The sequence below is a fragment of the Bradyrhizobium sp. genome (genome assembly GCF_035273305.1).
Lineage (GTDB): Bacteria > Pseudomonadota > Alphaproteobacteria > Rhizobiales > Xanthobacteraceae > Bradyrhizobium.
Genome location: NZ_DATEPI010000217.1, coordinates 1 through 11,413, shown reverse-complemented (window position 1 = coordinate 11,413; position 11,413 = coordinate 1). Strand labels below are relative to the sequence as shown.

General features: G+C 60.2%; 12 protein-coding genes and 1 tRNA gene. 11 read left to right on the top strand and 2 right to left on the bottom strand.

The window, feature by feature from the left end; all coding sequences use genetic code 11:
* Positions 1 to 17 precede the first annotated feature (17 nt).
* Positions 18 to 1,034 (bottom strand): flagellar hook-length control protein FliK, encoded by a 1,017-nt coding sequence (locus VJV58_RS14775; RefSeq protein WP_324138109.1) that lies wholly within the window; start codon positions 1,032 to 1,034, stop codon positions 18 to 20.
* A 1,091-nt stretch (positions 1,035 to 2,125) separates the two neighbouring features.
* On the opposite strand from VJV58_RS14775, the gene mnmA reads away from it, so the two are divergent.
* The 4 genes from mnmA to VJV58_RS14755 all read left to right on the top strand — a co-directional run bounded on the left by mnmA (position 2,126) and on the right by VJV58_RS14755 (position 4,585).
* Positions 2,126 to 3,316, top strand: a complete 1,191-nt coding sequence (mnmA, locus tag VJV58_RS14770) for a tRNA 2-thiouridine(34) synthase MnmA (protein WP_324138108.1) — start codon at positions 2,126 to 2,128, stop codon at positions 3,314 to 3,316.
* A gap of 19 nt (positions 3,317 to 3,335) precedes the next feature.
* The gene (locus VJV58_RS14765; protein ID WP_324138107.1) at positions 3,336 to 3,974 is read left to right on the top strand and encodes a class I SAM-dependent methyltransferase; all 639 of its coding nucleotides are present in this window, start codon (positions 3,336 to 3,338) and stop codon (positions 3,972 to 3,974) included.
* 52 nt (positions 3,975 to 4,026) lie between these two features.
* On the top strand, positions 4,027 to 4,392 hold the full coding sequence (locus VJV58_RS14760; protein WP_324138106.1) for a hypothetical protein: 366 nt from the start codon (positions 4,027 to 4,029) through the stop codon (positions 4,390 to 4,392).
* A 116-nt stretch (positions 4,393 to 4,508) separates the two neighbouring features.
* Positions 4,509 to 4,585, top strand: a tRNA-Met gene (locus tag VJV58_RS14755).
* A gap of 598 nt (positions 4,586 to 5,183) precedes the next feature.
* Here the strand turns inward: VJV58_RS14755 and VJV58_RS14750 are convergent.
* Positions 5,184 to 5,612 (bottom strand): DUF6496 domain-containing protein, encoded by a 429-nt coding sequence (locus VJV58_RS14750; protein ID WP_324138105.1) that lies wholly within the window; start codon positions 5,610 to 5,612, stop codon positions 5,184 to 5,186.
* A gap of 305 nt (positions 5,613 to 5,917) precedes the next feature.
* Between VJV58_RS14750 and VJV58_RS14745 the strand changes: the two genes are divergently transcribed.
* From VJV58_RS14745 to VJV58_RS14715, 7 genes are all read left to right on the top strand, one after another.
* Complete coding sequence (locus VJV58_RS14745; protein ID WP_324138104.1) at positions 5,918 to 6,529, top strand: cysteine hydrolase; 612 nt, start codon at positions 5,918 to 5,920, stop codon at positions 6,527 to 6,529.
* Between the two features lie 155 nt (positions 6,530 to 6,684).
* A complete protein-coding gene (locus tag VJV58_RS14740; RefSeq protein ID WP_324138103.1) occupies positions 6,685 to 7,044 on the top strand; it encodes a hypothetical protein in 360 nt (119 codons plus the stop codon).
* A 772-nt stretch (positions 7,045 to 7,816) separates the two neighbouring features.
* Positions 7,817 to 9,010 (top strand): hypothetical protein, encoded by a 1,194-nt coding sequence (locus VJV58_RS14735; protein ID WP_324138102.1) that lies wholly within the window; start codon positions 7,817 to 7,819, stop codon positions 9,008 to 9,010.
* Complete coding sequence (locus tag VJV58_RS14730; protein ID WP_324138101.1) at positions 9,003 to 9,632, top strand: YtxH domain-containing protein; 630 nt, start codon at positions 9,003 to 9,005, stop codon at positions 9,630 to 9,632. The genes VJV58_RS14735 and VJV58_RS14730 overlap by 8 nt, the downstream gene beginning before the upstream one ends.
* On the top strand, positions 9,616 to 10,008 hold the full coding sequence (locus VJV58_RS14725; RefSeq protein WP_324138100.1) for a phage holin family protein: 393 nt from the start codon (positions 9,616 to 9,618) through the stop codon (positions 10,006 to 10,008). The genes VJV58_RS14730 and VJV58_RS14725 overlap by 17 nt, the downstream gene beginning before the upstream one ends.
* The gene (locus VJV58_RS14720) at positions 10,005 to 10,745 is read left to right on the top strand and encodes a hypothetical protein (protein ID WP_324138098.1); all 741 of its coding nucleotides are present in this window, start codon (positions 10,005 to 10,007) and stop codon (positions 10,743 to 10,745) included. The genes VJV58_RS14725 and VJV58_RS14720 overlap by 4 nt, the downstream gene beginning before the upstream one ends.
* Before the next feature lie 337 nt (positions 10,746 to 11,082).
* Positions 11,083 to 11,298, top strand: a complete 216-nt coding sequence (locus VJV58_RS14715; RefSeq protein ID WP_324138097.1) for a response regulator — start codon at positions 11,083 to 11,085, stop codon at positions 11,296 to 11,298.
* Positions 11,299 to 11,413: the final 115 nt, after the last annotated feature.

The window sequence follows — 11,413 nt, the reverse complement described above, 5'->3', positions numbered from 1 at the left end:
CTGTCATTTTTGTCTCCTCAGACCCTGATATCGACGCCGCTGGTCGACCCGAGCATGCGGCCATAGCTTCTTCCGGCAATCGTCGCCGGAACGGATTCGTCCTCAGTAATCGCGAGCCGTTGCGCGTTGCCGCTGGTCTCGTTGCGCCAATTGTTTCCGGAAGAGGACTGATCGCGCAGGCTGAATTGCAGGCCGCCATCCCCGGTCTTGAACCCGGCATCGTCAAGCGCGCGCTGCAGTTGTGGCGCATCCTGCCTCAACATCGAAAGCGTCTCCGGTTTTTCCACCGTGACATGCGAAGTCACCTGACCGGTCCGATCGACATCAATGCGCACGTCAATGCGGCCCAGATCGGCTGGATCGAGCCGGATATCAAAGTGGCTCTTGCCGCTACGCGCCGAGGCGGCGATTTCGAAGGCCAGCCCGCTCACGGGCACCAGCCCATTGGTTGCAGCGGTGACGCTCAGCGCGGCCGCGGGAGTGGCCGTGGTTGGGGCGACGGGAACGGCCGGCTGGATTACCGTCGTCGTTTGGCTGCTCGCGTCTGTTGAATCGTTCAATGGATGGGCAGTTGGGGCCAATACTGAATGGGCCGGCGCAGAATCGATTGGCGGCGACGCTTTGGTGGCAGCGGCGTCGGATTTGGTCCGGTCGGAATTGTCATTGCCGGATTCCGGTTTGACCGGTGCCGGCTGCTCGGGCTTGGGCTCCGCCGCCAATACGTCTGTGCCGGTTGCGGAGCGGCCAGAGCTTGCTGATTTGCCATCTGGTGTGCTTGCAGCGCCTTTTGCCGCCACTGCGACCGCAGACTTGGGCTGTACAGTCTTCGGCGTTGCGCTTGGGATTATTGCGGCGGCAGCCAATGCAGCCTCATTCGCAGGCGTTGCTTCGGTCTGGGCAGCCGCTTGCGGGATGGACGCGACGGTGCTCTGGCCTGCAGCTTCAACAAAGGCAGCTGCTTCAATGACGGCTGTTTTTTCCGGGCTGACGGCCGGGGCTGCGCTTGCTGCGGGGATAACTGGTGCAGCGGCCAAAGCTGGGCTGCTCAAAGTTGCAGAAGCGGTTGCGTCGACCGCATCCGAAACGACCTTAGCCTGATCCGACGGCAACGCGGATGCTGGGCCGGCGGAAGCGGCGGCTGAGGCGCCCGCAGCCGCACCAGCCACTACAACTGGGATCTTGCTGCTCGCGTTTGAAGGCGAAGCAGCAGGAACATCCGCGAGCGCGAGCGGGACGGCTATGGCCACCGCGATCGCGGCTGGGATTATCACCGAGGCAGCATCTTGCGGTGTCGAAGCAGCGGGATTGGTCGATGCGGCAGTTCCGGCAGGCGCTTTATCGCTTTGCTGCGCGTTACTGTTTTTGGACGAACCCGATTTTGTTGGGGTGCGCGGAAGGGTGGCGATATTTTTCTCAGCCTTGCCGGCCGCTCCCGCGTCGGAACTCTGTGTGGCTTCCGGCCCGCTATCGTCCGCAATGCTCGTGGCGCTCTGGTCATCGGACGTGTCGTCCGAGCGGCTGGCCGAAGCCTTGCGTGATCGGCCCCTGTCGCTGGTTGCTGCGGCATCATCATCCGCGCGACGCTGCGACGCGGATGTCTGCCGCGCGGCTGAGCTTGAGCCTTGGGTCCCGGCCGGAAGACTCGAGTCGAGCAGCGCCCCAAAATCATCGCTCTGCGCGCCGCGGTCAGACCGCGCCGTTTTCGGCTGCGCTGTCTGAATAGATGCGCTTGCTACTGGTTCTGACGTGACGCTGAACACTTGGTCGCCTCTCGGAATGAAACTGGACCAGACAGCAGCAAGGACCGGGCCAATCCTTTATTTCAGAAATACCTTTTGTAATCAGCGAATTAATTGACAAATTGGTGACCCGGAAAACCGCCATGGCAGCGGTTATTTTGCCCGGCGGCAAGATTTGCCGGTCGGGGTGGGGAGGAAAAGCGGAAGGCGTGATTGCCTGACCAGAATAGCGCCTATATTAAAGGCAAGCTTTTCGGCCGCTTGGGGCAGAGCACATTCGGCTCTGCCGGACCGTTCCGAATTCAATCCAAAGCTAGGCTTTTCGACCCAAGACGCTTCCCTGTCGCCAAGGGTTTGAAGGCCCGCTATCGCAAACGACCGGAACCATGCTCAACAGTTTGGATCTTCAAGGCCCGCCACAGAGCACAAGAGTGGTCGTCGCTATGTCCGGCGGCGTCGACTCCTCGACGACGGCTGCGCTGTTGAAGTCCCAAGGTTACGACGTGGTCGGCATCACGCTCCAACTCTATGATCACGGCGCGGCAACACATCGCAAGGGCGCCTGCTGCGCCGGACAAGACATCCACGACGCCCGCAACGTCGCCGAGCGCATCGGCATTCCTCATTACGTGCTGGATTACGAGAACCGTTTCCGAGAATCGGTGATCGACAACTTCGCCGATAGCTATGCGTTGGGCGAAACGCCAGTTCCCTGCATCGAGTGTAACCGCTCGATCAAGTTTCGCGATCTGCTGGCGACCGCGCGCGAGCTTGGGGCCGCCGCCCTCGCCACCGGCCACTATGTGGCCTCGCGCCGAATGAGCGATGGATCGCGCGCGATGGTCTGCGCCGCTGATGCTGATCGCGACCAGAGCTACTTCTTATTTGCAACCACGCGCGAACAGCTGGATTATTTGCGCTTCCCGCTCGGCGACATGACGAAGGCTCAGACCCGCGAACTGGCGCGCCGCTTCGGACTGACGGTTGCGGACAAGCAGGACAGCCAGGATATCTGCTTCGTGCCGAGCGGACGCTACACGGATATTATCGGCCGGTTGCGGCCGAACGCGATCGAGCCGGGCGACATCGTCGATCTCGATGGCCAGACCATCGGCAGGCATCAGGGCATCGTTCATTTCACGGTCGGCCAGCGGCGCGGGTTGGGCATCGCCTCCGCCGCACCTCTTTATGTCGTGAGGCTGGATGCGGCCAGCCGACGCGTCGTGGTCGGCCCGCGCGACGCCTTGCGGATGGATCGCATTGCGCTTCGGGACGTCAATTGGATCGGCGATGGCGCGCTCGATGAAATCGGCAGCGGGCTTGAGATTTTCGTGCGGGTGCGATCGACCCGGGCGCCGCAATCGGCTTGGCTGCGGCCCACTGAGCGCGGCTATGAAGTTGAACTCGTGGCGGGCGAAGAGGGTGTATCCCCGGGCCAGGCCTGCGTGTTCTACGATGCACCCTCGGGGCAGGCTCGCGTACTTGGGGGCGGGTTCATTCAGAGCGCTACGGCGAGAAGCTCACTGGACAAGAGCATCGCGTGGCAATCGCCGTTAGTCGAGGCCGCGCGCGGTTAGAGCTGTCAGGGCGGGGGGCATGGCTACAGACATCGACCGGGCAGGGGTCGCAAAGGCCTATGGACGCTGGGCGCCGATATACGATCTGGTATTCGGCAAAGTTTTCGATCACGGTCGGCAATCTACCATCGCGGTAGCGGACAAGATCGGTGGGCGAATTCTCGACGTCGGCGTCGGCACCGGCTTATCATTGTCGGATTATTCGCCGAGCACAAAATTGTGCGGCGTGGATATTTCGGAGCCGATGTTGCGCAAGGCGCAGCGGCGCGTTCGGGCACTGGGCCTTCCCAATGTCGAGACGCTCGCCGTCATGGACGCCAAGAACCTGGCTTTCCGGAATGAATTTTTTGATGCCGTGGTGGCGCAATATGTCGTTACCGCCGTGCCCGACCCCGAGGCTACGTTGAACGATTTCATCCGCGTGCTGAAGCCCGGCGGCGAACTCATTCTCGTCAATCACATTGGCGCCGAAAATGGCGCGCGCCGTTTGTTTGAACTCGCGTTTGCGCCGCTGGCGCGTCGCCTCGGCTGGCGACCGGAATTTCCATGGGCGCGCCTGGCAAATTGGGCAGCCGGTCACGGCAATGTCACCTTGATCGAGCGCCGACCGATGCCGCCGATGGGTCATTTTTCTTTAATCCGCTATCGCAAGTCTTGAACCGCCGCGAAATCCACTCGGGAACCTCTGGCAGCGAGGTCCGTTTCCCCGCATGACGATAAAACCCTGTTTGTATTTCTGGTGTGTGCTGATGGTGACGACCGGCGCGGCCATCGCACAGGCCCCGCCGGGGCCAGCAACCCCGCCTGCCCAAACCGCGCCCCCAGCTCCAGTCGCCAGCACCAATTGCGGGCCGACGAAGCCGGTCCCGCCCCGCGGGACCATCGCGCCAGAAGGCTCGACCACCTCGCGGGCCACTGAACCGCTCGGTGACAAACTGGCGAAGTCTGACGGGGTTCTTTGTCCGCCGGCAGGCGTAGATCCGGAAATTCGCGCGCCGACCCCGGATGCCGGAAACACGCCGGTGATCCCTCCGCCGGGCAGCCCTGGCGGTGATCCCACCGTGCGGCCGAAATGACCGCTCAATTCAGGCTTCAGCACGAGCACGAGCTTTGCTTGACATGCCCTTGACCGGCTTCTTATATGCCGCGCGCTTGCGATGGCGGTATCTTGCGAAGCCGTAACGCAATGCTTGGCGGGGTAGCTCAGCTGGTTAGAGCACGGGAATCATAATCCTGGGGTCGGGGGTTCGAGTCCCTCCCCCGCTACCAGGCATCCTCTTGTCCAGCCCGGATACCCAAGCAACGGAACGCACCCAAGCAGCGGATGCTTGCTGCCCGACGTTGACGCGTTGCGAGGGGCGTTTGCCGTAGAGCCTGCTAGCGCTTCGATTTTTTGCCGGTTTTCCTGGCTCGTCCTTTTGACGTCTTTTTGGCAGCGCGCTTGGTCGCGGCGGCTTTCTTTGCGCGGCGTTTCGGAGCTTTCCTCGCTGCCTTCGAACGACTTCCCGCTCTGCTCTTGGTCGACGTGCCTTTTCCAACAGCCTTCTTCGCCCGCCTTCCTACCGCGCGAACTGCTGTCGCGGCCAAAGCCCCGGCGGCTTGGGCGGCTAACTCGGTCATTTGGTCAGCGATCGGCTTCTTCTTTTGTGGGGTATTCTCAGTGTCCATGGCGTGCTCCCAGTCCCGGTGAAGCAGTTCCAATGGTTCCGGCCTTCTAAAGTTCCCCGAGCGATGCACACCAAGGATTTTAAGCACTTCCCGCGCTAGGCTGAAGGGACGCCCTAGGGCCTCAGTCAACTAATGCCGTCACGCAGCGGACTACTGCGGTAGCGCCTGACATTCCAGCTTTGGACCAGATGAGAAGCCTTCAGCGCAGACCGAGCGCATTTTCCAGCTGGCGTTTGCTCATCTTTGAGCGCCCCTCGATGTGGCGCCTTCGGGCCTTTGCATAAAGTTCTTGCCGCGTGTGACCGTCGCTTTTGCGGGTACGAGCCCGCGAAGCTTTGCGACCTCTAGCCGTGGTCTTGCGGGCATCGCGCCCGCCCATAGCCCGGGTGCTTTCGCGCTTGCCTCGAGCACCGACGTGGGACTTGCCTTCGCGCTCCTGCTGCGCGGTACGGCCCTTCGCTTCCTTGCCTTCGGTTCGGCGCAGATTGCGCCTGTTTCGGCGATTGCTTTCGTATTTTGAAGTACCGGCCTCCTCCAATGCAATCGCGATGGCCTGACGCCGGCTCTTGACTTTGCCGCCTTTGCCGGCCCGACCGCTTTTCAGCTCGCCGTGCTTGAATTCATGCATGACCCTTCCTGTGATCCGCCGTTGGCGGGGCGATGTGGATGCCATTTGAGTAACTCCGTCGTTATTGGAGCCAAACCGCAATGCAGTGCGTGGGTTCCATTACTCCGTGGAAAGGACAGGGATTTCAGAGACGAGGCAGTTGTCGTCCTGGAAGTGCCGCTGCGTGACGCGCCAAGCGGTGTTGTCGACATTATCTGCGATCTGTACCCGCGATTTGCATCGCCCCTGAACGCCGAACTCCGACGTCATCACCGCGTTTTCATACGCGCACCGTGGAGCGAACCCCTCGATCATCGAGAGCAAGTATGGCGGTTACGACCCTGACAGAGCCGATAACCGATGCAGTGCATCTGTCGGTCGACATGCAGAACATCTTTGCGCGGGGAGGGGTTTGGGAGACGCCATGGATGGAACGCGTCTTGCCGGTGATTGTGGAGATCGCCGGCCGCTACGCAACGCGTACGGTGTTTACCAGATTCATAACCCCAATGAACGCCACCGACCGGCCCGGACGGTGGCGCCGTTATTTCGACAAGTGGCATCGCGCGACGCGCGCGGAGCTTCCCTCGTCCGAACTTGAACTCGTGCCGGCATTGCGGCGCTTTGTCCCTCCCGCGCGGCTAATAGATAAGCCCGCCTATTCGGCGTTTTCGGAATCACCGCTGGTAGAATTCCTGTTGCAAAAGAACGTCAGCACACTCGTCGTTACCGGAGCCGAAACGGACGTCTGCGTATTGGCAAGTGTTCTCGATGCGGTTGATCTCGGCTTTCGAGTGCTTCTGGTCGAAGACGCGGTTTGCAGTTCATCCGATGCCGGTCACGATGCCCTGATGACGCTCTACCGTGCTCGTTTTTCAGAACAAATCGAATTGATCAAATCCGAGGAGCTGCCGCTGCTCTGGTGCAAGGATATGTGAGCCGCCGCGACTTCTCAGCGCATTACGCACGATAAGGGCGCGCAATGTCGGCTCGCGCACGTACGCGCAGAGAGTTTTCGCTTCCGCGTTGTGAGACGGAACTTCGCCCCAACGATTCGTTTATACCTCGGCATTGTTCGGGCGTGGTGGCGAGAATGACTCACCGAAGATGTCTAGAAGTTTTTTCGACAGTCGCTTTCACCGTGATCCTGGTTGGCAGCGCGACAGGTCGCGATGACGGCCGGTATGCAGGATCGCCCCTCAAACCCTGGTTCGACACGCTTAAGAGCGGCAAGGGACTTTGCTGCTCATTTGCCGATGGCTTCGCCGTCGCCGATCCGGATTGGGAATCCAAGGATGGTCATTACCGGGTTCGCCTCGACGGCGAATGGATCGTTGTTCCGGAGGATGCGGTGATCACCGAGCCGAACCGCGCGGGAAGAACGATGGTATGGCCGATCAAGAACTCACTCGGGACCACGATCCGTTGTTTCATGCCGGGCAGCATGAGTTGAATTGCTTGGATTGATCTGCGCGTGAGGAGACCGGCGGTTTTTTCGCGGTCAGCTTGGACGCCGACGCGCGGAACCAAGTATGCTGCAAAAAGTCTAAGCGCTGGTCCGGTTCTTCAGCCCCTGTCGAGCCGTAACCTCCCTGCCGTTACGACGTTCTAATTTTCGTTCAAGACCTGAGTACGTTGCGGCGCTGTTCAATCAATTCCCGTTCCAACGCTTCGCGGGCCAAGCGCGCGGCTTTAACGTTCCTGACATCCGGAAACGGCCGACCCAATTGCCTGGCCTTGTTCTGAACCGCCAGCTTCGGACGTTTGAGCACTACGGACGCTCGAGCGGCTGATGCTCCGCTCTCGACGAGCGCGCGAAGGAGTTCAATCTGTTCATTGGTCCACTTGCGGCACGTAACCCGATTCATTCCATTACTCTACGCGTTGTTTCAATTCCTATGAAAAGTTACCTTGCTTCACGGGATCAATCTGTTCGATGTCCGACAGAAAATTCGTGTTTTTAACAATGGCTTCCTATGGAGCGGAACCGCCCGACGCAGGTTCCGTCTAGTTTGGTCAAGTCATGCGTCTCGTGCGGAGCCGCAGATCGGGGCTCGCTCCGATGCTGCGGAATCCTGGGGCGGCTAACTTGATTTTCGACCGTCTTCGTTCGTGAACATTCAAGCGGGAGCTTGCGCGCTGAATCGCCAGATATCGTGGAGTTGGTGGAACCAAAGAGGAGGATTGGAAGTTCAACTTCACAATCGGGCACAGAGGATAGGGCCATGGAACAGAGCGAGACGCGCTCGCTGCAGCAGTTGAAGCGCGAGACTGAGCAGACGCGGGCAAACCTGCTGGATACGGTCGAGCAGCTTCGCGCTAATGTATCTGAGAGCGCCAGCGATATACGCGAGCGTATTCGGCCGGATGCGATCAAGAGTGAGGTATCGCAATATCTTCGCACCCGGGCAGAAGAACTCCTCGAAGATGCCAAACGTAATCCGATGCAGGCAGTCGCCCTGGGCGCGACCGTCGGCTATCCATTGCTCAGGATGGCGCGAGCGATCCCGCTGCCAGTCTGGATGATGGGAGCAGGTTTATTCCTTGCCAAATCCAGCACGGGACAATCGCTCACAAAAAAAGCAACAGATGCAGCGTCTGATCTGTCGAATTCGGTGGCACAGCGCACCAGAGAGATCAGCGACCGAGCGGTGGACGCGGTATCCACGGCAAAATCCGTCGCGTCTGAAAAGGTCACGCGCTTGGCCGATGCGGTCACGGGTGCAGCCCGCTCGACGAGCGACGAAGCCGCAGCCAATCTCGCTGCCGGCTCTGAACAGCTCCGAGAGAAAACGACATCTTTCGGCGCCGCCGCATCGGATGCATCGGCAAACATCCGCGAGCAGGTGAGCCAGGCGGGCAGTACCGCGGCGACAAACGTGCGGGATATGGCCTCAGATGCGGCTTCGGCTGGGCGCAAGGCTATGGAGGCCGGCCGAGATATGGGGCTGCAGGCCGCAAGAACCGTCCAGGACACGGCGTCCAAGTTCACCGAGCGTGCGGCAAACCTCGGCGAGCGTGCGGGAAAGACTTTCTTCGAAACCGTCGAGCAAAATCCGCTCCTGGTGGCGGGCGTCGGCCTGTTTATCGGCGGGATTATAGCCAGCGCGATCCCTCGCTCCGACATTGAAGACAGCTTGATGGGCGGTGCCAAAGATTCTGTGAAACGCCAAGCTGATCGCGCCGCGGCGGGCGCGGTACGGACAGCGAAGGAGGCGGTCGGCGAAGGCTATGACGAGGCTGTCAGACAGGCTCAAGCCGAAGGACTGACGCCCGATGGGGTGAGTGAGGCCGCGCGGGACGTCGGGGAACGCTTGCGCCATGTGGCGGAAGCCGCCGTCACTACCGCGTTCGAGCCGGCCCAAAATGAAAACAATCATCAACAGCGAAATACGCACGGGGAGACAGATCATGGCTGACCAGACATTCAGGACCGCCGATAAAGGCACGTCGAACCCGGCGTCGTCAGGGGCGGGCACATCGGCTGAGGCGCAGAGCGCAAAGGATCAGGCACTTTCCGCGGGACGCGAGTTCAGGGACAAGGCCAAGGAGATGGCCAGCTCGTCTGCCGACACGATGAAGAATCAGACGTCGGATTTCGTCGATGCGGCAAAAGACACCGCCTCGCAGGCGGCGGATAAATTGAAGCAAGCAGTTGACGGACAAAAGAATGCCGGGGCCGAGTACGTCGGCAGCCTTGCGGACACGATGCGCCGTGCTGCTCGGGAGTTCGACAGGGATCTGCCGATCGCCGGCACTTACATCCGAAAAGCTGCGTCACAGGTTGAAGTCGTTTCTGATTCCATCAGGAACGGAAACTTCAACGATTTGCTGCGCAACGCGCAATCTTTTGCGCGGCGGCAGCCGACCGCGTTCCTAGGCATGGCTGTGCTCGCCGGTTTCGGAGTCATCAGGTTTTTGAAGAGTTCAGCAGAGACCTCGAGTGACAGACAATCGGATTGGGACAGCAGCAACGTTTCGAATATTCGGAGCCGAGCAGAGGGCGCACAAAGGGGATATCGCGATGAATTCATCGAATAACCGATCGATACCCGAGCTCTTCAGTGACGCTGTGGGCCAGCTCGCGAAGCTGATCGGCAACGAGTTCGAACTCGCCCGCGCCGAACTTTCGGATAAGGCAAGTCAGGCCGGCCGAGCGGCGGCCATGATAGGCGCGGGCGCGGTGATCCTCATCCCCGCGCTGGTCATCTTGTTGTTCGCGATCTCGTCCGCGCTGATCCGGGCCGGACTTTCCGATCCCATTGCTTACCTCATAACCGGTGCCGGCGCGGTCGTTGTTTCCGCCATTCTGATTGGCGTTGGATTGAGCCGGCTATCGGGCGGTGCTCTCAAACCCGCTGTGACGCTCGAGCAGGTGCAACGTGATAAGCTCGCGGCAAAGGAGATGGTACGATGACGGAGGTTTTCGAAAAAAGCTCGAGCTTCGTCCGCGATTTAGGAGAGGCTGCGCGCGAAAATCCGGTCTCCGCCGCGCTTATCGGCATGGGAGCTTTGTGGTTGTTCGGCGGCGGCGCGTTCGCGATAGCACGGAGTACGGTCGACCGAACGGCGGATGGTGACTGGATGCCAAATCCTGCTGGCGGGGCCTCGCGCGCGAGAAATGCAGCGATGGACAGTAGTGCGAAACTTGGCGCCAACGTAACGTCTGCGGCCGAAAAGCTAAAAAGCAATGCATCGGCCGCAATTGAAAATGCGAGCAGGTTCAGTCGAGAGCAGGCTTATACGGTTTCGCAGTACGCCCGCTCGATCCCCGATTCGGGAGCTCAGATGGTCGGTTCGTTCCGCTCCAGTCTGACGGAATTGTTTGAGGCGCAACCGCTGGCTTTGGGGGCCATTGGGCTTGCGATCGGGGCGGGTATTGCAGCGGCGGTGCCCGTGACGAAAACTGAATCCGAATATCTGGGTGAAGCAAGCGACGCGTTCAAGGAGACGGTGAAGCGGTTTGCCGACGAACAATCCACGCGCGCCGCCGAGGTCGCGGAGGAGTCATTCAAGAGTGCCGCCGAGGAAGCGCAACGACAGGGTCTCACCGTCGAGGCAGCGAAATCGGCAGCAGATAAAGTTTCAAACAAGGTGGGGCGCGTTGCTGATGCCGCGGGCAAGGCGGTTTCGGAGGGAATGAGCTCTCGATAATTGAAATTCAAACGCGGAGCTTCGATTCGGAAGCGGAGGGGCGGGCCAGTCCCCTGCTTTCAAAGCAGGCTGTGCCTGCCGCAAGTTACAGACCATTGCTTTCTGAAAAAATGAACGTCGATTGCCTTTGGCGTGTGTGCACGGCCTCGGACCGAGGGATAGGGGCGCTCAGGCCGAGCCCGTGCAGGCCAACCATTTAGGTAGGCCCAGTACGCAAATTCAGCTATCCTCCCATGGTTCCCTAAACCCGCAGCCCGAACTAAAATCGTGGGCGCCAGTCGTATACCGGACAGACCGCCGGATCATAAAATGAATATGGTTCTTACCTTGGTGGGTAATGCGTAACTCCTTGTCCAATGTCGAGCGGCCGATGTGCCCGACCTGTAAGCACAGGATGGGCTTGGCCCGGATTTCGCCGGGCAAGCGAGGCTACGAAGAACGTACCTTTGAATGCAGCACTTGCCATCATCTGGAAAAAGTCTCTTTCGACGTCGATCCTCTCAAAACCGATGCGACCGGCTGGCTTGCGGGCGAGCTGAAGCCGCCCCGCTGAAAAGACTACGCTCTCCAGAGAGCACCGATCATTCTGCAAGCGTGCGGAATGTAATGGAGTGGCGCGGTTCGGATATCGGCGGAATGCTGTGTTCCCACAGCGAGCGGGAATCACC

Coding starts and splice junctions, on each gene's coding strand:
- VJV58_RS14725 (WP_324138100.1), top strand. CDS start 9,616: ATGAATTCATCGAATAACCGATCGATACCCGAGCTCTTCAGTGACGCT.
- VJV58_RS14760 (WP_324138106.1), top strand. CDS start 4,027: ATGACGATAAAACCCTGTTTGTATTTCTGGTGTGTGCTGATGGTGACG.
- VJV58_RS14745 (WP_324138104.1), top strand. CDS start 5,918: ATGGCGGTTACGACCCTGACAGAGCCGATAACCGATGCAGTGCATCTG.
- VJV58_RS14715 (WP_324138097.1), top strand. CDS start 11,083: ATGCGTAACTCCTTGTCCAATGTCGAGCGGCCGATGTGCCCGACCTGT.
- VJV58_RS14740 (WP_324138103.1), top strand. CDS start 6,685: ATGACTCACCGAAGATGTCTAGAAGTTTTTTCGACAGTCGCTTTCACC.
- mnmA (WP_324138108.1), top strand. CDS start 2,126: ATGCTCAACAGTTTGGATCTTCAAGGCCCGCCACAGAGCACAAGAGTG.
- VJV58_RS14735 (WP_324138102.1), top strand. CDS start 7,817: ATGGAACAGAGCGAGACGCGCTCGCTGCAGCAGTTGAAGCGCGAGACT.
- VJV58_RS14720 (WP_324138098.1), top strand. CDS start 10,005: ATGACGGAGGTTTTCGAAAAAAGCTCGAGCTTCGTCCGCGATTTAGGA.
- VJV58_RS14730 (WP_324138101.1), top strand. CDS start 9,003: ATGGCTGACCAGACATTCAGGACCGCCGATAAAGGCACGTCGAACCCG.
- VJV58_RS14765 (WP_324138107.1), top strand. CDS start 3,336: ATGGCTACAGACATCGACCGGGCAGGGGTCGCAAAGGCCTATGGACGC.
- VJV58_RS14750 (WP_324138105.1), bottom strand. CDS start 5,612: ATGCATGAATTCAAGCACGGCGAGCTGAAAAGCGGTCGGGCCGGCAAA.